Consider the following 22,931-nt stretch of genomic DNA (forward strand, 5'->3'; position numbering starts at 1 on the left):
CCCCATGCAACTCCCAGCGCAGTGGCAGGCCGGCATCGATCGCAATACCGAGGTCCTGCGTGGCCACGCGCAGCTGCTCGCCAGCTTCAACGCGCCGCGCCCCGCAGCGCCGGACACCACCACCCCGCGCGGGCTGATCGCCTCCATCGTCAGCACCACCCGCAGCCAGCCCACCCTGGCCGCGCGCCATGCCACCCAGACGCTGACGCGCATCAACCAGGCCAACGACCAATTGCGCGCGATCACCCGACTGCTGCCCGCACGCGCCGCCGCCGATGCCGCGCGCGTGCAGGCCGCGCTGGCCGGAGGCAGCGACGGCGGTGCGTTGGCCGGCGTGCCGTTCGTGGTCAAGGATCTGTTCGACGTCGCCGGCCAGGTCACCACCGCTGGCGCCGTCGTGCGCGCGCAGTGCGCGCCCGCCAGCCGCGATGCGGCCGTGGTGCAACGGCTGAGCGACGCCGGCGCGGTGCTGGTCGGCACTGCCAACATGGACGAATTCGCCTACGGCTTCGCCACCGTCAACGCGCACTACGGCACCACCGCCAACCCGCACGATCACCGTCATCTGGCCGGTGGCTCGTCGGGCGGCTCGGCCGCCGCAGTGGCCGCCGGGCTGGTGCCGTTTGCGCTGGGCTCGGACACCAACGGCTCCATCCGCGTCCCGGCCGCGCTGTGCGGCGTGTACGGCCTGCGTCCCACGCACGGCGCGTTGCCGCTGGATGGCGTGTTCGGCTTCGTCGATGCGCTGGACGTGGTCGGCCCGTTCGCCAGCTCCATCGCCGACCTGCGCCGCGTCCATGAAGTCATGCTCGGTCACCCGCTGGCGTCGTGCAATGCCGGCAGCCTGCGCATCGCCCGCCTGGGCGGCTGGTTCCAGCGCAACCTGGATCCCGAGCTGGACGCCGGCCTCAACACGCTGCTGACCGCATGCAACAGCTTCACCAGCATCGACTTGCCCGACGCGCAGCGCGCCCGCGCCGCCGCCTTCGTGCTCACCGCCGCCGAGGGCGGCCACCGCCATCGCGCCGGCCTGAACACGCAGGCCGAGCAGTTCGACCCGGCCACCCGCGACCGCCTGCTTGCCGGCCTGCAACTGCCCGCCAGCGCGGTGGCCGATGCGCACCGCTTCGCGCAGTGGTTTGACGCCGCCATGCAACGCCTCTGGGACGAGGTGGATGTGTTGATCGCGCCGGCCACCCCCTGCGTGGCGCCACGCATCGACCAGGACACCATCCAGATCGACGGCCTGCCGGTGTCCGCACGCGCCAACCTGGGAATCTTCACCCAGCCGCTCGGCCTGGCCGCCTGCCCGGTGCTGGCCGCGCCGTTGCCGCGCCCCGGTCGCCTGCCGCTGGGCGTGCAGCTGATCGCCGCACCCGGCCGCGAAGACCGCCTGTTCGCGCTCGCCGCGCAACTCGAACGCGACGGCCTGCTCGCCTTCAGCCCACCGCCGGAGACACGCTGATGCTGCACACCTTGCGCGCACGCCGCGGCATGGTCGTGGCCCCGCACCATCTGGCCGCACAGGCCGGGCGCGATGTGCTGCGCGACGGCGGCAATGCCATCGAAGCCGCGGTCGCCACTGCCGCCTGCCTGGCCGTGGTGTATCCGCACATGACCGGCATCGGGGGCGACGGCTTCTGGCTGATCCACGACCCCGACGGCCGCGTGCACGCCATCGATGCCTGCGGCCGCGCCGCACAGGCCGCAAACCTGGAGTTCTATCGCGGCCACAGCAGCATTCCGTGGCGCGGCCCGGGCGCAGCCAATACCGTCGCCGGCACCGTCTCCGGCTGGGCGCTTGCCCTGCAGCACGCAGGCGGCAGCCTGTCGCTGCAGCGCCTGTTGCAGGACGCCATCCACCACGCCAGCGTCGGCGTGCCGGTGACGCTGGGCGGCGCGCACATCGCCGCCGGCAAGGGCGCCGAACTGCGCGTGCAACCCGGTGCCTACGCGGACATCTTCGAACCCCACGGCACGCCGCTGCGCGAAGGCGCATTGCTGCAGCAGGCGCAGCTCGCACACACCCTGCAGCAGCTGGCCGACCAGGGCCTGGACAGTTTCTATCGCGGCGCAGTGGCCGACGACATCGCCGCCGACCTGCAGGCACTCGGCAGCCCGCTGCGCGCGTCCGATCTCGCAAGCCACCGTGCCGACGCCAGCGTACCGCTCTCGGTCGCCATCCATGGCGCGCGCCTCTACAACCACGCACCGCCCACGCAAGGCCTCGCCTCGCTGCTGATCCTTGCCTTGTTCGATCGCCTGCAGGCCGAACAGCCCGACAGCTATGCGCACCTCCACGGCCTGATCGAAGCCAGCAAACACGCCTTCCTGATCCGCGACGCACACCTCGGCGACCCCGCCTGGATGACGCTGGATGCACAGGCGCTGCTCGATGACAGTGCCGCACTCGATGCGCTCGCCGCACGCATCGACATGCGCAGCGCACGGCCCTGGCCGCAATCCTCGCAGGCCGGCGACACCGTCTGGTTCGGCGCCATCGACGCGCACGGCCGCGCGGTCAGTTGCATCCAGTCCACCTATTTCGAATTCGGCTCCGGCCTGGTGCTGCCGCGCACCGGCATCACCTGGCAAAACCGCGGCTGCAGTTTCCGCCTGGCCCCCGACGGCTGGAACGCACTCGCCCCGGGGCGCAAACCCTTCCACACCCTCAACCCGGCATTGGCCACCTTCGACGACGGCCGCGTCATGGCCTACGGCACCATGGGCGGCGAAGGCCAGCCACAGACCCAGGCCGCGATCTTCTCCCGCTACGCGCGTTTCGGCGTGCCGCTGCAACAGGCCATCACCGCACCACGCTGGTTATTGGGACGCACCTGGGGCGAAGACAGCACGTCACTCAAGCTGGAAGACCGCTTTGATCCGGCACTGGTGCAGGCACTGCGCGATGCCGGGCACGCAGTGGACCTGCTGCCCGCCTACAGCTCGGTGATGGGACACGCAGGCGCGCTGGTGCGCGAGGTGGATGGCGTGATCAGCGGGGCGAGCGATCCGCGCTCCGATGGTGCGGTGGCTGGGTGGTAAGGGTTAGGCGTGTTGCCGCTTCCTGCAGTTGAGTGCGTGGCGGGCAGACGTTGCTGGCGGCCAATCAAGCCATCGGGTCCGCCAGTCACCCTGCAGGACAGTAGAGGCGGGCGCGCAGGATCAAGACTCCAGCCCGGGCAGGCCGACAAGGTGCACATGTCATAGACTCTGGGCATGCTCTCCAAGGCGACGATGGCGGACTCAACCACGCCGATCACCGGACAGGATGCATTTGCTTTCTTGGGCATGCGGGGCGATGAGTAGGTACTTCGCCGCGCTTATTTCGACAGACGCATCAACCCTTCCACCAAGGAGAGTCATATGACAGAGCTAGACGACAATCAACCCAACCTGGAAGACGTCAAGCTGGCGTTCGACGGCCAGAGCCTGGACTGGTATCTGCAGAAGCTGGTCGCAACCGTCAACACCTCGAACGTGCAGTTCGGCATCACGCTGTTTGTCGAGGGCATCATCGTGTCCGGCCAGCTGGTCAGCGGAAAGCAGTACTTCGAGGCGTTTGCGCAGGAATTCTCTGCCGCCTATCCGGGCGATGCGGAAGAAAAAGAGGATATCCGTCGCGCCTTTGCCAGCCACGCCAGCATCTACGACACCGAGGAAGATGCGCAGCAAAGCAGCCGGCCGCCGCAGTTCCTTCACCTGATCGACTCGCGTTGCTTCTCGCCCGGCGGCCAGCCCCTGCCCAGCAACCGTGGTGTGCTCTGGCGCGGCAAGGTCAATGCCGTCTCCGGCTTCACCCTGGGATCGCTGTCGGCGGATTGAGCCTGGCGCGTTCCACCTCGGTGTGAGGTGCTTGTCATCTCACATCGGACTGTTGGAGATATCCCACAAGCACGCCATGGCCGTACAACGGCCAAGCGTGCTTGCGCTTGCTGACAACGTTGCGCTCGCCAACGTCTTCCGCTGGCTGTGGGCATTGGACCGGTGCGGCTCGCATGGCAGCAGCACCAGCCACGCGACGGTACCTACGCAGCCACCTCGAGCGTGCGTCCCAGGAAGTGGCCGATGTACTGCGCGATCTGCGAGGCATGCGTTTCCAATGCGAAGTGACCGGCATCCAGCAGATGCACTTCGGCGTTCGGCAGGTCCTTGCGATAGGCCCGCGCGCCCGGCGGAATGAAGGCGGGATCGTGCCTGCCCCACACCGCCAGCAACGGCGGCTGATACTTGCGGAAATACGCGTGGAAGGCCGGATAGGCCGCGACGTTGCTACGGTAGTCGAGAATCAGATCGAGCTGGATCTCTTCGGCATCCGGACGGGCCATGTATGCGATGTCCAGCGTGTAGCCATCCGGCGACAGCCTGCCCGGGTCGGCACCGGTACCGTACTGCCAGTCGCGAATGGTCTTCGGCGACAGCGAGTCGCGGCATGCGTCGCGAGTGGCCGCGGTCGGCTCACGCCAGTACGCCTGCCAGGGGCCCCATTGGTCGCTGAAACCTTCCAGATAGGCATTGCCGTTCTGGCTGATGATCGCTTGCACCTTGTGCGGATTTGCCGCAGCCAGGCGCAAGCCCACCGGTGCGCCGTAATCGAACACGTACAAGCTGTAGCTGGTGAGCCCCAACGCTTCGGTGAAGCCTTCAATGACTTTATAAAGATTGTCGAACGTGTAATCGAACTGCCCGCGCGGCGGCGCCTTGGTATTGCCGAAGCCGGGCAAATCAGGCGCGATCAGGCGGTACTGGCTTGCCAGCAGCGGCATCAGATCGCGGAACATATGGCTGGCACTGGGGAACCCGTGCAGCAGCAACAGGACCGGTGCATCGTTGCGCCCGGCCTCGCGGTAGAACACGTCGACATCGCCGACCTGTAGCGTGTGGAAACTGACACGAAGTGCTTCGTCGATCGGCATGGCGTCCTCTTTGAGGTCACTGGCTTTGTTGGAAAGTTCGGTAGCGCCGAGCGCGCCGGCGCCAAGTGCGAACGCGGTGCCTATGCACGATGCCAGCAGCAGGTTGCGGCGACTGACATCCGTTGTGGCGTTATCGATGTTGTCTGCGATGAGCGCATCGGAATGATCCATTGAGATCCCAGATCGATGAAGAGCCGGCCATGCTAGGCGCGCAGGCTAATGTCGAGAACCACCAAGGGGGGCAATTCACCATTGCCATTGCTGCAATGCCGCGCGCAGGCGCATGCGATCCCCAGGCCGGGGGTGTCGCGCGACGTGCATCGGCAGGCTGTTACTGTGCTGCCACATTCGACGCTGAGACGCACGTGGACCGCATTCAGGAAATGACGCTGTTTGCCGCACTGGCAGGGGAGGCAAACTTTGCCGGCGTTGCGCGGCGTCTTGGCATTTCAACCGCAACGGTCACCCGCACCGTCGCGCAGCTGGAAAGCCGCCTGGGCGTGCTGCTGGTCATGCGCAGCACACGCAAGATGCGGATGACCGTGGCCGGGCATCAGTACGCTGTCGACTGCCGACGCCTGCTTGCCGATCTGGAGGATGTCGAAAACAGGGCCGCCGGGGTGCACGCACTTCCCAGCGGCTTGCTGACGGTGACAGCGCCGCAGATGTTCGGCGCCTTGCATGTCACACCGGTACTAACGCGATTTCTCACCGAGTATCCGTCGATGACCGCACGCGCCATCCTGGCCGACCGCGTGCTGCCGCTACTGGACGAAGGTATCGATGTCGCCGTGCGCATTGGCGCACTGCCCGACTCGTCGCTGACCGCGATCCCGGTCGGCAGCGTGCGCCGCATGGTCTGCGCCTCGCCCGGCTATCTTGCAGCGCAGGGCTCTCCGCAGCATCCGGACGATCTGCCGCAGCACGCCACCATCTCCACCTCATCGGCCGAACGCGCGCACAGATGGCTGTTCCGCATTGATGGGCGCGAGCATCTGGTCGAGGTGGCATCCCGTCTCCACGTGACCTCGTTCAATGCCGCCATCACCGCCGCCGTGCAGGGCTGGGGACTGACGCAGGTGCCGTCCTACCAGATCCGCGAACATCTTCAGAGCGGCAAGCTCGCCTGCATGCTGGAGCCCTTCGAGATCGCACCGGAACCGGTGCATGTGGTCTACGTGGAAGGTCGTCGGGGCTCGGCCAAGGTGCGTACCTTCGTCGACTATTGCGTGGACGCATTGCGACAGGACCTGGGTTTCGACGGCCGCATTTGAGCCGGCGGCTCGAGCGGGCGGTGGCCCCATCGAAAGCCGCGCGCAGGAGCGATCGCGTGTTCCGATGACGTTGTCTGCACGTGCCCATCCCGCGTTGTCTGCGCTGCTCGACCGCTGCAACGACGAACGGCGATGCGCATGCACAAGCCGTCGGTCAAGCCGTTGTCGGCCCCGATCGAGACCTTGATATCAGCGTGATCACGCAGCAGCCTGGGCGGCTTGCGCCACAGGACCGCGCACGCGGTGTGGGCGGGGCGGTGATGCGCAAGGTACCTGGAGGGGGCGTGTCGCGCAATTCGCTGAGCCAGACAACGCCGCCCTGTTCTTCCGCAACGCGCGGCGCCACCGTCTGGATCTGCTGCTCGTCGGCGTCGGTCGGCGCCACGCAGCGGGCAGTGCGGGTCGGTGTGTCGCATTTTTTGCAACGCGTGCCCCTAAAAAAACCGCTTTGGGGTGACGGGGGCGGTTCGTATAGTCAATTGCGACGCCCGGTGCGCACGCGCCTGTCGCCACGACGTCCGGGCACTCAATCGCCCGGCGTGCCTCGTCCCTTCCACACCGCCTGCGGAGGCGTCATGCATCGGTTCCTGTCGCATCGCGGTCCTGGCAGCGCCGGTGCGACACAACGCCCGCACCGCGCCCCATGCTGAGTGCGCAGCTCACTTCCTCCATCCACTGCTCGGGCGCACGCGCGGTCGCCCGTTGCGATGCGCTGGGTGTTGCACCTTACAGCGACACGCCCGGCGGGCTGTTCCGTGCCTGGCTCAGCCCGGCGCACCGCGCCGCCGTCGCCCAGGTGAGCGAATGGATGCGCCAGGCCGGCATGCAGGTGCAGCTGGACGCAGCGGCCAACCTGATCGGGCGCTACGAAGGCGCACGTGCCGACGCGCCGGCAGTGCTGATCGGCAGCCATCTGGACAGCGTGCGCGATGCCGGGCGCTACGACGGCCCGCTCGGCGTCCTGCTCGGCATCGAATGCGTCGCCGCGCTGCATGCACAGGGGCGGCGCCTGCCGTTCGCGATCGAGGTGATCGCCTTCGGCGACGAAGAAGGCTCGCGCTTTCCTGTCTCGATGTTCTGCAGCCGCGCGGTCGCCGGCACGCTCGACCCCGCCACGCTGGCGGTCACCGACGCGGCCGGCACCGACGTGGCCACCGCGCTGGCCGACTGGGATCTGGATATCGCGCGGATAGCGCAGGCCGCACGCGCGCCCGGCAGCGTGCTGGCCTATCTGGAAACCCATATCGAGCAAGGCCCGGTGCTGGAAGCCGAAGGCCTGCCGATCGGCATCGTCACCGCGATCGCGGCGCAGCGGCGCTTTGCCCTGCGCTTCGATGGCCGCGCCGGCCACGCCGGCACCACCACCATGGCCTTGCGTCGCGACGCACTGAGCGCCGCTGCCGAGGCCCTGCTGGCGATCGAAAGGATTGCACGCGCCGGCAGCGACGACCTGGTCGCCACGGTCGGCAGGCTGCAGGTCGCACCCGGCGCCACCAACGTGGTGCCCGGCCGGGTGGACTGCACGCTGGACGTGCGCGCCGGCGACGACGCCAGCCGCGATGCGGCGGTGCTGGAGATCGAACACGCGCTGGCACGGATCAGCGCGCTCCGCGGCATTGCCATCACCATCGATCCGCTGCAGACACTCGCCGCCAGCCCCTGCGCGCCGGCGTTGCTGAGCCGTCTGGCACACGCAGTGGCCGCACAAGGCATCGCACCGCGCCATCTGGTGTCCGGCGCCGGCCACGATGCGATGGTGATGGCATCGCTCTGCCCCACCGCGATGCTGTTCGTACGCTGCGCTGGCGGCATCAGCCATCATCCGGACGAATACGTGGCCCCGGCCGATGCCGAGCTCGCACTGGCGGTCATGCGCCACTTCATCGAATACCTGGGAGATCCCCTTGCCACCTGATCTGCGTCACCTGCACACCTTCGGCGAACTCGATCCCCCGCAACGGCTGTTGATGGGCCCGGGCCCAGTCAATGCGCATCCGCGCGTGCTGCGCGCGATGGCGGCCGATCTGCTCGGCCAGTTCGATCCGGAAATGACCACCTACATGAACGAGGTGATGGCGCTGTACCGGCCGCTGTTCGGCACCGAGAATCGCTGGACGTTTCTGGTCGACGGCACCGCGCGCGCCGGGATCGAAGCGGCGCTGGTATCGCTGGTCAGCCCGGGCGACCGCGTGCTGGTGATCAACTTCGGCCGTTTCGGCCTGCTGCTTACCGAGATCCTGGGCCGGCTCGGTGCCGACGTGCACACCGTCGATGCGCCCTGGGGCGAAGTGGTGCCGCTTGCTGCCATTGCCGAGGCGATCGAGCGCGTGGCACCCAAATTGGTCGCTACCGTGCATGGCGACACCTCCACCACCATGGCCCAGCCGCTGGATGGCCTCGGCGCGCTGTGCCGCGCGGCCGGCGCGCTGAGTTACGTGGATGCCACCGCCACCATCGGCGGCATGCCCATCGCCAGCGATCGCTGGGACGTGGACGTGGTCACCGGCGGTTTGCAGAAATGCCTGGGCGGGCCGTCCGGCTCGGCGCCGATCACCGTCTCCGACGCGGCGGCCGCGGCGATCTTCGCGCGTCGGCATGTCGAGCGCGGCATCGTGCGCGAGGACATCGTCAACGGCAGCGGGCCGCGCATCGCCTCGAACTATTTCGATCTGGCGATGATCATGGACTACTGGTCGGACAAGCGCCTCAATCACCACACCGAAGCCACCACCATGTTGTACGGCGCGCGCGAATGCGCGCGCGTCGCGCTGCAGGAAGGCCTGGATGCCCGCTTCGCCCGCCATGCCGCCGCCGGGCGTGCGGTGAGCACCGGCATCCGTGCGTTGGGGCTGGAGGTGTTCGGCGACGATGCGCACCGCATGACCAATGTCACCGGCGTGGTGATTCCGCACGGCATCGACAGCGATGCGGTGCGCCGGCGCATGCGCGAGGATTTCGAGATCGAGATCGGCACCGCGTTCGGGCCCTTGCAGGGCAGGATCTGGCGCATCGGCGCGATGGGCTACAACGCGATGAAGCACAAGGTGCTGATCACCTTGGCCGCACTGGAAGCGGTGCTGCGCGCCGAAGGCCATGCCTGCACACCAGGGCTGGCGGTAGAAGCCGCACTGGCGGCCTGGCATGCGGAGCCGCATGCATGAGCGCCGCGCGCGATCTGGTCGGCTATGGCGCCACCCCGCCTGCGGCGCAGTGGCCCGGTGGCGCACGCATCGCGGTGCAGTTCGTCATCAATTACGAAGAGGGCGCGGAAAACTGCGTGCTCAACGGCGATGCCGGCTCGGAGGCCTTCCTGTCGGAGATGGTCGGCGCGCAAGCGCAGCCCGGCGCGCGCGCCATGGCGATGGAAAGCCTGTACGACTACGGCAGCCGTGCCGGCTTCTGGCGGCTGCATCGGCTGTTCACTGCGCGCGATGTGCCGGTGACCGTGTTCGGCGTGGCGCAGGCACTGGCCTGCAACCCCGAGGCAGTCGCCGCGATGCGCGCGGCCGGCTGGGAGATCGCCAGCCACGGTCTGCGCTGGATCGATTACCAGCATGTGGATGCGGCCACCGAGCGTGCCCATATCGTCGAGGCCATCGCCGTGCACACGCGCGTTACCGGCAGCCGTCCGCTGGGCTGGTACCAGGGCCGCACCAGCCCCAACACCGCGCGGCTGGTCGCCGAGGAAGGCGGCTTTGTCTACGACGCCGACAGCTATGCCGACGATGTGCCGTACTACGACCATCGCCACGGCCGCGCGCAGTTGATCGTGCCGTACACGCTGGACGCCAACGACATGAAATTCGTGGCCTACAACGGCTTTGCCGACGGCGAGCCGTTCTTCCGTTATCTGCGCGATGGCTTCGAGCAACTGCGCAGCGAAGGCGGGCGCATGCTGTCGGTCGGCCTGCACGGACGCATCGTCGGCAAGCCGGCGCGCGCGGCGGCCCTGGCACGTTTTGTCGATCACGTGCTGGCCAGCGGCGATGCCTGGATTGCGCGCCGCATCGATATTGCGCGGCATTGGCTGCAGGTCCATCCGGCATGAGCATCGACAGCGCCGCCATCGACCTGCCCGAGGTGATCGCGCAAGTGACCGCCGCCTTCCACAGCTACGAGCAGGCCCTGATGCACGACGATATCGCCGCAATGGATGCACTGTTTCACGCCGCACCCAGCACGGTGCGCTACGGCGTGGGCGAAGTGCTCTACGGCATCGATGCGATCCGCGCCTTTCGCATCGGCCGCGGCGGCTCGCCGCAACGCCGGCTTGCGCATGTGCAGGTGCACGGCTTCGGCCACGACTTCGCCACCACGCATGCGGAATTCATCCGCGACGGCAGCAGCGTGCGCGGCCGCCAGAGCCAGAGCTGGGTGCGTTTTGCCGACGGCTGGAAAGTGGTCGCCGCGCATGTCTCGCTGCAGGGAACGCATGCATGAGCGTGATCGACGACAGCGTGCTGGACGATGCCGCCTTCGTGGCGCGCTATCGCGAGCTGTTCGAGCATTCGCCGTGGGTGGTCGAACGCGCTGCACGGCGGCGCCCGTTTGCCGATGTGTACCGCGGGTTGATGCAGGTGGTGTTCGACGCGTCGCAGGAGGACCAGGTCGCGTTGATCCGCGCGCACCCGGAGCTGGCCGGCAAGGCGGCGATCGACCGCACGCTCACCGCCGCGTCGGCCGCCGAGCAGGCCTCGGCCGGATTGGACCGGCTCGGCGAAGCCGAATTCAAGCGCTTCCACGCGCTCAATCAGGCCTATCGCCATCGGTTTGGATTTCCGTTCGTGATCTGCGTGCGGCTGCATGACAAGGCCGGCATCCTGGCCGCGCTGGAACGCCGGCTGGACGCCTCGCGCAGCGAAGAGATTTCCACCGCCCTCACCGAGATCGGCAAGATCGTGCAACTGCGCCTGGAGGCACTGCCATGAGCCTGGCCCAACTCGAACGCGAGCTCCACCACGACCTGCAACGCCTGGCCCACGGCGGCGATGCCTGGGTGCAGCCGCGCGTGCATCCGGCAGGGCACGTGTACGACGTGGTCATCGTCGGCGCCGGCCAGAGCGGCCTGGGCGCGGCCTTCGCACTGCAACGCGAGCGCGTGCACAACGTGCTGGTCATCGATGAGAACCCGGCCGGGCAGGAAGGCCCGTGGGTGACCTACGCGCGCATGCAGACCTTGCGCACGCCCAAGCAGATCACCTCGATCGACCTGGGCGTGCCGTCGCTGACGTTCCGCGCCTGGTGGGAAGCCCAGCACGGCGGCGCCGGCTGGGACGCGCTGGACAAGATCCCGCGCGGCAGCTGGATGGACTATCTGCGCTGGTACCGCGCGGTGCTGCGCCTGCCGGTGCGCAATGCCACGCAGCTGGCGCGGGTGGAGCCGGATGTGGCGCCGGGCATCCACCGCCTGCATCTGGCGATGGGCGCGCCATTGCTGACGCGCAAGCTGATCCTGGCCACCGGCATCCAGGGCGGCGGCCAGTGGATGGTGCCGGACTGGATCAGCCGCGCCCTGCCCGCACAGCGTTATGCGCATACCTCCGGCCAGATCGACTTCGCCGCGCTGGCCGGCAAGCGCGTGGGCATTCTGGGCGGTGGTGCCTCCGCGTTCGACAATGCCTGCTTCGCGCTGGATCAGGGCGCCGCCGGTGCCGAGGTGTTCGTGCGCCGCAGCGCATTGCCGCGCATCAATCCATTCCGCCACATGGAACAGGCCGGCATCATTCCGCGCTTTCTGGCGCTGCCGGATGCGGACAAGTACCGGATGATGGCCAGCTTCTTCGCGCATAACCAGCCGCCGACCAACGACACCTTCCAGCGCGCCTGCGCGCATGCCGGCTTCGCGCTGCATCTGGGCGCGCCATGGCTGGAGGTGGCCGAGCGCGATGACCAGGTGGTGGTGCGCACGCCGCAGGGCGAGCACCGTTTCGATTTTCTGGCCGTTGCCACCGGGCTGGTCACCGACCCGCAGCTGCGTCCGGAACTGGCCGCGCTGTCCGGGCGCATCGCCTGCTGGTCCGACCGCTACCAGCCGCCTCCGGGCCAGGCCAATCCGGTGCTGGATGCGCATCCCTACCTGGGGCCGGGCTTCGAACTGCTGCCGCGCACGCCCGAGGATGCCGCGCTGCTGCACGGCTTGTTCGCCTTCAACTATTCGGCGCTGATCAACCATGGCCCGTCGGCGGCGGCCCTGTCCGGGCTCAAGGTCGCGCTGCCTCGGCTGGCCCGCGCAGTGGCCGACCAGCTGTTCCTGGACGACCGCCAGGCCATCGTCGACAGCTACCTGGCCTACGACCAGCCCGAGTTCGTCGGCCAATGGCCGCAACCGACCCAGGCGGTGGCATGAGCACGCTCTCCACCCATGTGCTGGATACGGCCACGGGCCGCCCCGCCGCCGGCATCGCATTGCGCCTGTTCGCCGGCGCCACCCTGCACTTCGACGGCGTCACCAACCAGGACGGGCGCTGCCCCGCACTGGCTGCGCTCACGCTGCAACCCGGCCGCTACCGGCTGGAATTCGAGGTGGCCGGCTATTGGCGTGCAGCCGGCACCGCGCTGGCCGAGCCGCCCTTCCTGGAACAGGTGCCGATCGCGTTCGGCATCGCCGACGACGGCCATTACCACGTGCCGCTGCTGCTCTCGCCGTACGGGTATTCCACCTATCGCGGCAGCTGAGCGGCCGCCGGTTCGGCGACGGATCGGCGGGGCACACGCCGCGTTCCGCGTCGCCCCCGTAGAATGGCGCCTTTCCGGCCACAGGCCGGGGCCCCGGAATTGTCATGATCCACAACGATGTACTGCGCAGCATCCGCTACATGCTCGACCTCAGCGACGACAAGGTGGTGGAGATCACCCACCTGGCCGACCCGGAGTTCGCGCTCGACAAGCCGCAGGTACAGGCCTGGCTGAAGAAGGAAGACGAGCCCGGTTTCGAGCCCTGCACCGACGCAATGCTGGCGCGCTTCCTCGACGGCCTGGTGCTGCGTTTCCGCGGCCGCGACGAGAGCCAGCCGGTGCGCCCGCTGGAAACCCGCGTCGGCAACAACCTGGTGTTGAAGAAACTGCGCGTGGCCTTCGAGCTGAAAGACGTGGACATGCACGCCATCTTCGCCAGCGCCGGCTTCCCGCTGTCCAAGCCGGAACTGTCCGCGCTGTTCCGCCAGCCCGGCCACAAGAATTTTCGCCCCTGCGGCGACCAGCTGCTGCGCGCCTTCCTCAAGGGCCTGACCGCGCGGATGCGCGAAGCGGGTTGATGCCCGGGTGCTGAGGTCGGCCTGGCCTGGCTTGGCCGTCCAACAACGACGCAACTTGAATTCGCAGAGGTAGCGCAGCTGTCTTCTGTCTCGAAGTGACTGGATGGTGCCGATGGATCGATCCTGGAGCGGTCGATCTGTCGCTTGGCTGCAGGGCCCTTGCCCGCCCACCATCGCTGGACACGCCGCAAGTACGTCCATGTAGGCTCTGGCGCGGCATCCATGCCGCTCAAGGTCCCGCGACGGTGGGCGGGCAAGGACCAAGCGAGATGGTCGGTGTGCTTGGTGCAAGCAATGCACGACGTGCGTTGTGCGGATTATGAGCTTCCGGTTCGCTTCTCAATCGACGCCGAGCAACAGGCAAACCTTGAACAAGGCGATCTCGAACTTCGAAGCAAACACAGGTTTTGACCCGGCCACCGACCAAGGCTCTGGTGCGGTGTCCCCGCCGCTTGCGGGAACCTTGGTGGCATGATGCCGCCAAGGAGCCTCCACGGAGGGATGCACGGCGTGTCCCGCAAGCAGTGAGGGCACCGCGCCCTCGACGCACCGGGCTTTGATTCAAGCAGCTGCACCTGGGCCGCTACAACGCCTCACGCAATCAAGCCGCAGCCGCCAGCGGCGGCCGACGTGCATCCAGACGGAACACCGATACCGCTTCGCTCAGTTCCACCGCCTGCTCTTCCATCGCACGTGCCGCGGCCGAGGCTTCTTCCACCAGCGCGGCATTGCGCTGGGTGGTTTCGTCCATGTCGTTGACGGTGCGGGCGACCTGCTCGATGCCGGAGGACTGTTCGCGCGATGCGGCGGAAATCTCCGCGATCAACGTGGTCACCTGCTGCCCCGACTGCACGATCTGCTGCATCGTCTGCCCGGCCTGATCCACGCGCGCGCTGCCGCGCTCCACGCTGTTCACCGAGGCATCGATCAGGTGCTTGACCTCCTTGGCCGCGCCGGCCGAACGCTGCGCCAGCGCGCGCACTTCCGAGGCGACCACGGCAAAGCCACGGCCCTGTTCGCCGGCACGCGCCGCCTCCACTGCCGCGTTCAGCGCCAGGATATTGGTCTGGAACGCGATGCCGTCGATGACGCTGATGATCTCGGCGATCTTCTTGGACGACACCTCGATCTCGCCCATGGTGTCGACCACGCTGGCCACCATCTCGCCACCGCGCCCGGCGATCTCGGCGGCCGCCTGCGCGCCGCGGCTGGCCTGCTGCGCGGTGTCGGCGTTCTGGCGCACGGTGGAGGTGAGTTCTTCCATCGAGGCAGCGGTTTCTTCCAGGTTGGCAGCCTGCTGTTCGGTGCGCTGCGCCAGGTCGTTGTTGCCGGCGGCAATCTCCGCCGAGGCGGTGCGAATGGTCTGCGCGGCCACGGTGATGTCGCCGACGATATCGGTCAGGCGCTGCACCGTGGCGTTGGCATCGTCGCGCATGCGCGCGAATACGCCTTGCTGGTTGCCATGCATGCGCGCGGTCAGGTCGCCATCGGCGATCGCCTTGAGCAGCTGCGACAGCTCGGCCAGATTCTGGTCCACGTTCTGCATCAGGCCGTTGACGCCGCTGACCATGGCGCGGAACTCGAACTGATAGGCCTCGGCATTGCCGCGCGTGGCAAAGTCGCCGGCCGCCGCCGCGTCGACCAGGCCACGGATTTCGCCATTGATCGCCGCCAGGTTGCGCTTGGTGGTGTCCATCGCCTCGGTGATCTGCGCTTTCTCGCCCGGCAGACGCGGCATGTCCACCGACATGTCGCCGACCGCGTAATGCTGCATCACCTGCAGCATGTCGCCGATCAGACCGACCTGCGCGCCGATCAAGCCGTTGGTGTCGTCGACCATGCGGCCGTATGCACCCGGGAAGGCTTGCGCATCCATGCGGTAACTCATCTGCCCGGCTTCGTGGCGCTGCGCCATGTCGGCCTGCGCGGTGGAGACATCGGTGAGCGTGTTGACCACCTGGCCCATGGCCTGGCCAAGCAGACCGATTTCATCGCGATTGCTGACTGCTGCACGCGCCGACAGATCGCCAGCCGCCACCTGGCGTGCCGCACGTGCCACGTTTTCGATCGGGCGTACGATCGAGCGACGAATCCACCAGCCCAGCACTGCCACCAGGCACAGCGCCGCAGCGATCGTGGCCACCGCCGACAGCACCAGCTTGTGCTGCGCCGATTGCGAACTGGCCAGCACCGCCGCATCGGCCAGGGTCTTGCTGCGTTTCACCAGCGCTTCCAGCGTCTGGCTGGGCGCGCGGTCCTGGCCCTTGACCAGCTGGTCGCCCACCTGGGTGTCGTAACCGGCCTCGGCAAACTTGCCCAGCGCCGCTTCGTAATTGCGCTGCAAGGTCAGATGCGCCTTGGCAAAGTCCTGCGCCAGCGCGCGCGCCTGCGGGTCCCGGGTTGCCCTGGCCAGCGCCTCGGTGCTGGCCTGCACCTTCCTGCCCTGCTCGCGGAATGCGCCCAGGTGCTTGTCCAGCAGCGCCGGATCGCGCCCGCGGATCAGCACGTTCTTCCATTCCTGCACCTGCAGGCGGAAATCGCGGGTGATCTCTTCGCTGCTGGAGGCCTGCGCCACCTCCGGCGGCACCTTGCCCGACAGACTCAGCCACGCCGTGCCCAGACCGCCGAGGGCGCACAGCAGGATGACCGACAGACCCAGCGCGAGCGCGCCGAGCAGCTTGCTTTGCAGGCTGACGAATTTCGGGGTGACAGCAGACATGGTGCATCCAGATCGTGGATTACATCGGTTGTCGACATGTGTCTTACCGATCTGAAGCAGCGCCGGCCGCCGGAATCATCGCTTGAATGCCCGAAGAGGTGAGCACTTCCGGATTCCCTGACAGGCTTCACCCGACGGCCAACCATCGCGCCATCTGTGGCGGCCCCGTATCCTTCCCGCGCATGACCGAGCCTGCTTTTCCGATCGCCCCACTGCTGCCGCAGCTCCGCGACAGCCTGGCCGCCCATCCGCGACTGGTGCTGGAAGCCCCGCCCGGGGCCGGCAAGACCACCCAGGTACCGCTGGCCTTGCTGGACGCATCCTGGCTGGCCGGTCGCAAGATCGTGATGCTCGAGCCGCGTCGCGTCGCCGCCCGCAGCGCCGCGGTGTTCATGGCGCGCCAGCTGGGCGAGCCGGTCGGCGAGACCGTGGGCTACCGCATCCGCTTCGAGAACAGGACCTCCGCACGTACCCGCATCGAGGTCGTCACCGAGGGCATCCTGACCCGGCTGATCCAGGACGACCCGATGCTGGAGCACGTCGGCGCGCTGCTGTTCGACGAATTCCACGAACGCCATCTGGCCGGCGACCTCGGCCTGGCGCTGGCGCTGGACGTGCAGGCGCAGGTGCGCGAGGACCTGCGCATCGTGGCGATGTCGGCCACGCTGGATGGCGAGCGCCTGGCCGGCTTTCTCGACGCACCGCGCCTGAGCAGCGCCGGGCGCAGTTTCCCGGTGGACATCGCGCACTTTCCCGCGCGCCGCGACGAGGCGCTGGAGCCGCAGACCCGGCGCGCGGTGGAACACGCCTTGTCCACCCATCCGGGCGATGTGCTGGTGTTCCTGCCCGGCCAGCGCGAGATCGCACGCGTGCACAGCGCGCTGCAGGACATGCTGGACCCGGCGATGCAGGTGCTGCCGCTGCACGGCGAGCTGTCGGTCGAGGCGCAAAGCCAGGTGCTGCAACCCGACCCGTCCGGGCGCCGCCGCGTGGTGCTGGCGACCAACGTCGCCGAGTCTTCGGTCACCCTGCCCGGCGTGCGCGTGGTGATCGACAGCGGGCTGGCGCGCGAGCCGCACTACGACCCCAACAGCGGTTTCTCGCGCCTGGACGTCACCGCCATCGCGCAGGCCTCGGCCGACCAGCGCGCCGGCCGCGCCGGGCGCGTGGCCAGCGGCTGGGCGTACCGGCTGTGGCCGCAATCGCAACGGCTGGAGCCGCAGCGGCGCGCGGAGATCACCCAGGTGGAACTGGCCGGCCTGGCGCTGGAACTGGCCGCCTGGGGTAGCGCCGCGCTGCGCTTCGTCGATGCCCCGCCGGCCGGCGCGCTGGCCGCCGCGCAGGAATTGCTGCAGCGGCTGGGCGCGCTCACCGGCAGCGGCGGCATCACCGCGCTGGGCCGGCGCATGCTCGCGCTGGGCACGCATCCGCGCCTGGCCGCGATGCTGGCGCAGGCCGGCGATGCGACACGCGTGGCGCTGGCCTGCGACCTTGCCGCCTTGCTGGAAGCGCGCGACCCGCTGCGTCAGGGTGGCGATGGACTGGCTGCGCGCTGGCGCGCACTGGCCGCATTCCGGCAAGGCCGCAGCGCACACGATGCCAACCGCAGCGGCCTGGCCGCGATCGACAGCGCCGCCAAACAATGGCGACGGCGGCTGCGCTGCGACAGCGCCCCGCCTGCCAGCGTGGAGGCGCACGCGCTCGGCGACCTGCTCTCGCATGCCTTCCCCGACCGCATCGCCGCACGCCACCCCAACGACCCGCTGCGCTACCTGCTCGCCAACGGCCGCAGCGCGCGCCTGTTCGACCACAGCGACCTGCGCGGCGAACCCTGGCTGGTCGCCAGCGAACTGCGTTACGAAGCCAAGGACGCGCTGCTGCTGCGCGCCGCGCCGGTGGACGACGGCTATCTGCGCCGCAGCGTGCCCGAGCGCTTCGTGCAGCAGGATCTGGTGCAATGGGACGCGGACAAGCGCGCCCTGGTCGCGCGCCGGCAATCCAGCTTCGACCGCATCGTGCTCGACAGCCGCCCGGCCGGCCGCGTCGATCCGGCGCAAGCCGCCGGCGCCCTGACCGAGGCCGTGCGTCAGCTCGGCCTGGATGCCTTGCCGTGGACCGACGGCCTGCGCCAATGGCGTGCACGCCTGCAGTCGTTACGCGCCTGGATGCCCGAGCTTGCGCTGCCCGACCTGTCCGACCCGGCGTTGCTGGAGACGCTGGACACCTGGCTGCGCCCGGCCTTCGCCGGCAAGACCCGCCTGGACGCGCTGGACGAGGCCACTCTAGGCGAAGCGCTCAAGGCCGCCCTGCCGTGGGACCGCCGCCAGCTGGTCGACCGCCATGCGCCCACCCGCATCAGCGTGCCCTCGGGCATGGAGCGACAGATCGTCTATGCCCTCGACCACGCCGAGCAACCGTTGCCGCCGGTGCTGGCGGTCAAGTTGCAGGAGCTGTTCGGCCTGGCCGAAACCCCGCGCATCGCCGACGGCCGCATTCCGCTGACCCTGCACCTGCTCTCACCCGGTGGACGCCCGTTGCAGGTGACCCAGGATCTGAAGAGCTTCTGGATCACGACCTATCCGGATGTCAGGAAGGAGATGAAGGGCCGGTATCCGCGGCATCCGTGGCCGGAAGATCCATGGACTGCGACTGCAACCCATAGAGCAAAACCGCGCGGCACCTGATGTAAGCCCTTCTCCCGGCGGGAGAAGGGAGTCGACGTCGATACCGGCCAGGGCAGGCCTCTGTTGCATCCAGGTAAATGCCGAATCCAGGTAAGCACCGATCACAGCGTCGCCCCGCATCGTTACTTAACCGCAACCCAAACAAGCCCTGCCACCGCTAACACCGTCTATACGCACCAGCCCACACACTGCGGCACACGTACTCAGAAAGGAAACGCCTCCAATGAGCAAGCTGACTGTGATCACCGAACGCGCCCTGGAGCGTGCCCTGGAACTGGCTGGCAATGCCGGCGACCACCTGCGTCACGCCGCCTCCAACGCGGGCGATCAGGCCCGTCATGCAGGCAGCAGCCTGCGTCATTTCGGTCCGGGCGCCAGCGAATGGCTGAAGACCGGCGCTGCCCTGGGTGCCGTGCGCACCGGCGGCAAGGTCGTCAGCAAAGTGGTCAAGCGCAACCCGGCCGTCACTGTGGCTGCGGCTGTCGCCGGCCTGGGCCTGATCGGCTATGCCGTGTATCGCAAGCGCCAGCGTGACCAGCAGGTGCTCGGCGGCAATGTGCATCGTCTGGACCGCGAACATGCCAGCAACGCCAGCGCGCGTCGCGCCGCCTACCAGCGTCGCGGTGCAGTGACCCCGAGCGACGGCATCGAATAAGCCGTCTTTCAAGGCACAAACAAAAACGCCACGGCCCAGCGCCGTGGCGTTTTTGTTTGTGGACGACGGCCGGTGCCACCATGAAATGGTTAAGCCATCGATGCCCACTCGCGCGGTCGAAGAATGCGGCATTACATGTGCAGATTAACGATCGCGTGTGATCGCGTTGCTTGCCCCTAGTCGCGCCCCTGTCATTACCGCGCTTGCCCTGCCCCGCGCCGTCTTGCCGCATCGCAGGGTGGATCGGCCACGCAGGCACGCAACCGTTGCATCTGTGCGCGCGTTACCCATCCTGCTGCTCATGCCGCATGAGCGGTGCGGTAAGCGACGTCGTCCAAAATGCATCGAGCTCAGCGCCGCGTGCGGTGCAGCGACTGCTGTACCGAATGCAGGATCAGCGTCGCGTCCTGCCAGGGCGCGCGCCATGCGGTTGTTCAATGCGCCACTGGCCGGGCGCCAGCGCATCCAGGGTCCAGTCGCCGATCGCCACGCGAATCAGACGCAAGGTCGGAAGGCCCACCGAAGCGGTCATGCGCCGCACCTGGCGATTGCGCCCTTCGGTGATCCGCAATTCCAGCCAGGCATCGGGCACGGTCTTGCGCACGCGCACCGGTGGATCGCGCGGCCACAGCTGCGGTGCCGGATCGAGCCTGCGCACATCGGCCAGGCGGGTCGAGCCGTCGTTGAGCAGCACGCCATCGCGCAAGGCCTGCAGTTGCGCAGGTTCTGGGTCGCCTTCTACCTGCACCCAATAGGTCTTGGGTTGCTTGTGGCGCGGGTCGGTCAAGCGATGCGCCAGTGCACCATCGTCGGTCAGCAGCAACAGGCCTTCGCTGTCGTGATCCAGGCGACCGGCCGCGTAGACGTCGGCCGGCAGGCCGAATTCGGCCAGCGTGCGCTTGGGCGGCTGCGAGCGGTCGCTAAATTGCGACAGCACGCCATAGGGTTTGTTCAACAACACCAACATGCCAATCCTGTTGCGCAAGGTCGTTGCAGGGCACGCACATGGCGCGTGAATTCGTGCACCGGGTCAAAGAGGTTTCGCCACGAGCGACAGGTGATGCGCTGCATCTGCCCGTAACGGCATCGAACGCTGAGGCCGCGAGTATCGCTTCGCGAGAGGTTGCGCATCCCTGGCATGCTGGGTGCAAGCGCCGCAGCATCGGTCTGGCAGGCCGTTATTACGCTGCCGGCGCCGTCTATGCAGTCGCCTGATCGCACCGTCATCGCATGCCGCGCGTCATGACACCACCGACGCACCATCGTGGGCAGCGCCCAAGACCCTGCATGCCGACACGCGATGCGTCGGCATGCAGGCGGCGTCTCACTGCTTGACGAACTTCAAGGTCATGCGGTCGCTCTCGCCGATCGCCTTGTACTTGGCATCGTCGGCCTTGTCGTGGTTGTTGCTCGGCGGCAGGGTCCATACGCCACCGGCATAGTCCTTGGTGTCGCGCGGATTGGCGTTGACCTCGCTCTTGCCAGCGAGCTTGAATCCGGCCGCTTCTGCCATCGCGATCAACTGCGCCTGGCCGACATAGCCGCTCTTGTCGTCGGCCGCCACGTCGGCCTTGGCACGGTGCTCGACCACGCCAAGCACGCCACCGGGCTTGAGCACCTTGTAGAAGCCGGCAAACATCGCATCGGCATTGCCGGCCATACGCCAGTTATGCACGTTGCGGAAGGTCAGCACCAGATCGGCCGAGTTGTCCACGCCGAACGAAGGCGTCTTGGGCACATAGGACACGAACGACGGCTTGCCATACACCTCCGGTTTTGCCGCAAACTTCTTCTCCAGCTCGTCGCGCCCACGTTGTGCCGAGTCGCGGCCGCGCCCCTCCGGCACCGCCGCCGGGTCGACCACCGCGGCAACATACCTGCCCTTGTCGCGCAGGTACGGCGCCAGGATTTCCGAATACCAGCCGCCGCCCGGCGTGATTTCGATGACGATCTGGGTCGGCTTGATGCCAAAGAACGCCAGCGTCTGGCCCGGATGACGATAGACATCGCGCTGCACGTAGACCCGGTCGCGCCAGTTGCCGTCGATGGCTTTTTGCAACGCCGCATCGGGCGCCGGCAAGCTGGCGCTATCGGCCGGTTTCATTGCCATGGCCAGTGGCGCGCTCATCGCCACTGCCATCCCCACCACACACGCATACACCAGCTTGTTGCGGATCATCGCAGCGCCCTTTGCGGGAAAAAGTAGCGCGAGCCTAGCATGCGGCCCGAAGGCTGCCATGTGCATGGATCGGTGCGCCGCATGACGCGCCGCACCAGGCGCGCCGGGCTACATGTTCAAACGACGTGAGTCGATGAGGGCGATCTGCGGAACGCTGAATCCACGCAGGTGTCACACGCAACATCGACACGCATGACTATCCTGTCGGCAGTTCGAATCAGGAGCAACCGTGATGACCCACTCCCGCGCGCTAGGCCGCTCCGGCCTGCAGGTTCAACCGATCGTGTTCGGTGGCAATGTGTTTGGCTGGAGCGCCGACGAGGCGACCTCGTTCGCGTTGCTCGATGCCTTCGTCGATGCCGGCTTCAATCTGATCGACACCGCCGATGCGTACTCCGGCTGGGTACCGGGCAATCGCGGTGGCGAGTCGGAAACCATCATCGGGCGCTGGCTCGCACGCAGCGGCAAGCGCGACAAGGTGTTGATCGCCACCAAGGTGGCCAAATGGAGCGAGCATCCGGGCCTGTCGCCGGAGAACATCGCCGCCGCGGTGGAAGATTCGCTCGCCCGCCTGCAGACCGATGTGATCGATCTGTACCAGGCGCACGAAGACGACGAGTCGATTCCGCTGGAAGCCACGCTGGCCGCGTTCGGCCGCTTGATCGAACAGGGCAAGGTGCGCGCCATCGGCGCGTCCAACTACAGCGCTGCACGCCTGCGCGATGCGCTGGATATTTCCGAGCAGTACACACTGCCGCGCTATGAAAGCCTGCAACCGGAATACAACCTCTACGACCGCGCCAGCTATGAGGCCGAGCTGGAGCCGCTGGCGCGCGAACGCGAGCTCGGCGTGATCAGCTACTACTCGCTGGCCAGCGGCTTTCTGACCGGCAAATACCGCAGCGCCGACGACGCCGGCAAGAGCAGCGCGCGCGGCGCCTCGGTGGTCAAGCAGTACGTCAATCCGCGCGGTCTGCGCATCTTGCAGGCGCTGGACGATCTGGCGGCCACCCACGGTGCAACGCCGGCACAGATCGCACTGGCATGGTTGATCGCACGCCCGGGCCTAACCGCACCGATCGTCAGCGCCACCAGTGTGACCCAGTTGCACGACGTGCTGGCCGCCGCGCAGCTGTCGCTGAGCGCCGATCAGATTGCGCAGCTCGACGCCGCAAGCGCCCCCGAGCCGGCCGACGCGGCCTGACGCCTCGGCTTGCACCGCGTACGCAGGCGACCAGGCGCGTGTTTCCG

The 22,931-nt window shown here is 67.8% G+C and carries 19 protein-coding genes; 15 read left to right on the plus strand and 4 right to left on the minus strand.

Annotated features, from left to right (window positions below; all coding sequences use genetic code 11):
* The first annotated feature begins 4 nt into the window (after positions 1-4).
* The 3 genes from FHT09_RS18650 to gvpU all read left to right on the plus strand — a co-directional run bounded on the left by FHT09_RS18650 (position 5) and on the right by gvpU (position 3,825).
* Complete coding sequence (locus FHT09_RS18650; RefSeq protein ID WP_104607094.1) at positions 5-1,465, plus strand: AtzE family amidohydrolase; 1,461 nt, start codon at positions 5-7, stop codon at positions 1,463-1,465.
* Positions 1,465-3,045, plus strand: a complete 1,581-nt coding sequence (locus FHT09_RS18655; RefSeq protein WP_104607095.1) for a gamma-glutamyltransferase family protein — start codon at positions 1,465-1,467, stop codon at positions 3,043-3,045. The genes FHT09_RS18650 and FHT09_RS18655 overlap by 1 nt, the downstream gene beginning before the upstream one ends.
* A gap of 321 nt (positions 3,046-3,366) precedes the next feature.
* Positions 3,367-3,825: a gas vesicle accessory protein GvpU gene (gene gvpU / locus FHT09_RS18660; protein WP_104607096.1), complete on the plus strand. Its 459-nt coding sequence runs from the start codon at positions 3,367-3,369 to the stop codon at positions 3,823-3,825.
* A gap of 203 nt (positions 3,826-4,028) precedes the next feature.
* Here the strand turns inward: gvpU and FHT09_RS18665 are convergent, their stop codons facing one another.
* Positions 4,029-5,087 (minus strand): alpha/beta hydrolase, encoded by a 1,059-nt coding sequence (locus tag FHT09_RS18665; protein ID WP_181141424.1) that lies wholly within the window; start codon positions 5,085-5,087, stop codon positions 4,029-4,031.
* A 212-nt stretch (positions 5,088-5,299) separates the two neighbouring features.
* Here FHT09_RS18665 and FHT09_RS18670 point away from each other — a divergent pair, with 212 nt between their 5' ends.
* The 9 genes from FHT09_RS18670 (at position 5,300) to FHT09_RS18710 (ending at position 13,443) form a co-directional block, all read left to right on the plus strand.
* Positions 5,300-6,190, plus strand: a complete 891-nt coding sequence (locus FHT09_RS18670) for a LysR family transcriptional regulator (RefSeq protein WP_104607097.1) — start codon at positions 5,300-5,302, stop codon at positions 6,188-6,190.
* A 643-nt stretch (positions 6,191-6,833) separates the two neighbouring features.
* Positions 6,834-8,105, plus strand: a complete 1,272-nt coding sequence (locus FHT09_RS18675; protein ID WP_104607098.1) for an allantoate amidohydrolase — start codon at positions 6,834-6,836, stop codon at positions 8,103-8,105.
* The gene (locus FHT09_RS18680; protein ID WP_184417074.1) at positions 8,095-9,351 is read left to right on the plus strand and encodes an alanine--glyoxylate aminotransferase family protein; all 1,257 of its coding nucleotides are present in this window, start codon (positions 8,095-8,097) and stop codon (positions 9,349-9,351) included. The genes FHT09_RS18675 and FHT09_RS18680 overlap by 11 nt, the downstream gene beginning before the upstream one ends.
* The gene (puuE, locus tag FHT09_RS18685) at positions 9,348-10,238 is read left to right on the plus strand and encodes an allantoinase PuuE (protein ID WP_104606915.1); all 891 of its coding nucleotides are present in this window, start codon (positions 9,348-9,350) and stop codon (positions 10,236-10,238) included. Before FHT09_RS18680 ends, puuE begins: the two co-directional genes overlap by 4 nt.
* Positions 10,235-10,630, plus strand: coding sequence for an oxalurate catabolism protein HpxZ (hpxZ, locus tag FHT09_RS18690; protein WP_104606916.1), 396 nt, complete (start codon positions 10,235-10,237; stop codon positions 10,628-10,630). Before puuE ends, hpxZ begins: the two co-directional genes overlap by 4 nt.
* Positions 10,627-11,118 carry a 2-oxo-4-hydroxy-4-carboxy-5-ureidoimidazoline decarboxylase gene (uraD, locus tag FHT09_RS18695; protein ID WP_104606917.1) on the plus strand — a complete coding sequence of 164 codons (492 nt, stop codon included), beginning with the start codon at positions 10,627-10,629 and terminating at the stop codon, positions 11,116-11,118. The genes hpxZ and uraD overlap by 4 nt, the downstream gene beginning before the upstream one ends.
* Positions 11,115-12,536 carry an FAD-dependent urate hydroxylase HpyO gene (gene hpyO / locus FHT09_RS18700; RefSeq protein ID WP_184417076.1) on the plus strand — a complete coding sequence of 474 codons (1,422 nt, stop codon included), beginning with the start codon at positions 11,115-11,117 and terminating at the stop codon, positions 12,534-12,536. Before uraD ends, hpyO begins: the two co-directional genes overlap by 4 nt.
* A complete protein-coding gene (uraH, locus tag FHT09_RS18705; protein ID WP_104606918.1) occupies positions 12,506-12,865 on the plus strand; it encodes a hydroxyisourate hydrolase in 360 nt (119 codons plus the stop codon). The genes hpyO and uraH overlap by 31 nt, the downstream gene beginning before the upstream one ends.
* A gap of 104 nt (positions 12,866-12,969) precedes the next feature.
* The gene (locus FHT09_RS18710) at positions 12,970-13,443 is read left to right on the plus strand and encodes a DUF1456 family protein (RefSeq protein ID WP_016901421.1); all 474 of its coding nucleotides are present in this window, start codon (positions 12,970-12,972) and stop codon (positions 13,441-13,443) included.
* A gap of 601 nt (positions 13,444-14,044) precedes the next feature.
* Here the strand turns inward: FHT09_RS18710 and FHT09_RS18715 are convergent.
* Positions 14,045-16,162 (minus strand): methyl-accepting chemotaxis protein, encoded by a 2,118-nt coding sequence (locus FHT09_RS18715; RefSeq protein ID WP_181141394.1) that lies wholly within the window; start codon positions 16,160-16,162, stop codon positions 14,045-14,047.
* 182 nt (positions 16,163-16,344) lie between these two features.
* Between FHT09_RS18715 and hrpB the strand changes: the two genes are divergently transcribed.
* A complete protein-coding gene (gene hrpB / locus FHT09_RS18720; protein WP_104606920.1) occupies positions 16,345-18,846 on the plus strand; it encodes an ATP-dependent helicase HrpB in 2,502 nt (833 codons plus the stop codon).
* Positions 18,847-19,069: 223 nt separating this feature from the next.
* Positions 19,070-19,501 (plus strand): hypothetical protein, encoded by a 432-nt coding sequence (locus tag FHT09_RS18725; protein ID WP_016903604.1) that lies wholly within the window; start codon positions 19,070-19,072, stop codon positions 19,499-19,501.
* A 394-nt stretch (positions 19,502-19,895) separates the two neighbouring features.
* Here the strand turns inward: FHT09_RS18725 and FHT09_RS18730 are convergent, their stop codons facing one another.
* Together FHT09_RS18730 and FHT09_RS18735 are read right to left on the minus strand one after the other, a co-directional pair.
* Positions 19,896-20,468 carry a pseudouridine synthase gene (locus FHT09_RS18730; protein WP_104606921.1) on the minus strand — a complete coding sequence of 191 codons (573 nt, stop codon included), beginning with the start codon at positions 20,466-20,468 and terminating at the stop codon, positions 19,896-19,898.
* Between the two features lie 357 nt (positions 20,469-20,825).
* Entirely contained in the window at positions 20,826-21,680 is an 855-nt protein-coding gene (locus tag FHT09_RS18735; protein ID WP_104606922.1) for a class I SAM-dependent methyltransferase, read from the minus strand.
* 232 nt (positions 21,681-21,912) lie between these two features.
* Between FHT09_RS18735 and FHT09_RS18740 the strand changes: the two genes are divergently transcribed.
* Positions 21,913-22,884, plus strand: a complete 972-nt coding sequence (locus tag FHT09_RS18740) for an aldo/keto reductase (protein WP_104606923.1) — start codon at positions 21,913-21,915, stop codon at positions 22,882-22,884.
* Positions 22,885-22,931: the final 47 nt, after the last annotated feature.

The sequence above is a fragment of the Xanthomonas sp. CFBP 8152 genome, assembly GCF_014199025.1.
Taxonomy (GTDB): domain Bacteria; phylum Pseudomonadota; class Gammaproteobacteria; order Xanthomonadales; family Xanthomonadaceae; genus Xanthomonas; species Xanthomonas arboricola_B.

Bases quoted from the DNA above. Each gene is read 5' to 3' on its own strand.
- hpyO (WP_184417076.1), top strand. From the start codon at position 11,115: ATGAGCCTGGCCCAACTCGAACGCGAGCTCCACCACGACCTGCAACGC.
- uraD (WP_104606917.1), top strand. From the start codon at position 10,627: ATGAGCGTGATCGACGACAGCGTGCTGGACGATGCCGCCTTCGTGGCG.
- hpxZ (WP_104606916.1), top strand. From the start codon at position 10,235: ATGAGCATCGACAGCGCCGCCATCGACCTGCCCGAGGTGATCGCGCAA.
- puuE (WP_104606915.1), top strand. From the start codon at position 9,348: ATGAGCGCCGCGCGCGATCTGGTCGGCTATGGCGCCACCCCGCCTGCG.
- hrpB (WP_104606920.1), top strand. From the start codon at position 16,345: ATGACCGAGCCTGCTTTTCCGATCGCCCCACTGCTGCCGCAGCTCCGC.
- gvpU (WP_104607096.1), top strand. From the start codon at position 3,367: ATGACAGAGCTAGACGACAATCAACCCAACCTGGAAGACGTCAAGCTG.
- FHT09_RS18735 (WP_104606922.1), bottom strand. From the start codon at position 21,680: ATGATCCGCAACAAGCTGGTGTATGCGTGTGTGGTGGGGATGGCAGTG.
- uraH (WP_104606918.1), top strand. From the start codon at position 12,506: ATGGCCGCAACCGACCCAGGCGGTGGCATGAGCACGCTCTCCACCCAT.
- FHT09_RS18670 (WP_104607097.1), top strand. From the start codon at position 5,300: ATGACGCTGTTTGCCGCACTGGCAGGGGAGGCAAACTTTGCCGGCGTT.
- FHT09_RS18655 (WP_104607095.1), top strand. From the start codon at position 1,465: ATGCTGCACACCTTGCGCGCACGCCGCGGCATGGTCGTGGCCCCGCAC.
- FHT09_RS18710 (WP_016901421.1), top strand. From the start codon at position 12,970: ATGATCCACAACGATGTACTGCGCAGCATCCGCTACATGCTCGACCTC.
- FHT09_RS18725 (WP_016903604.1), top strand. From the start codon at position 19,070: ATGAGCAAGCTGACTGTGATCACCGAACGCGCCCTGGAGCGTGCCCTG.
- FHT09_RS18715 (WP_181141394.1), bottom strand. From the start codon at position 16,162: ATGTCTGCTGTCACCCCGAAATTCGTCAGCCTGCAAAGCAAGCTGCTC.
- FHT09_RS18740 (WP_104606923.1), top strand. From the start codon at position 21,913: ATGACCCACTCCCGCGCGCTAGGCCGCTCCGGCCTGCAGGTTCAACCG.
- FHT09_RS18675 (WP_104607098.1), top strand. From the start codon at position 6,834: ATGCTGAGTGCGCAGCTCACTTCCTCCATCCACTGCTCGGGCGCACGC.
- FHT09_RS18650 (WP_104607094.1), top strand. From the start codon at position 5: ATGCAACTCCCAGCGCAGTGGCAGGCCGGCATCGATCGCAATACCGAG.
- FHT09_RS18665 (WP_181141424.1), bottom strand. From the start codon at position 5,087: ATGGATCATTCCGATGCGCTCATCGCAGACAACATCGATAACGCCACA.
- FHT09_RS18730 (WP_104606921.1), bottom strand. From the start codon at position 20,468: ATGTTGGTGTTGTTGAACAAACCCTATGGCGTGCTGTCGCAATTTAGC.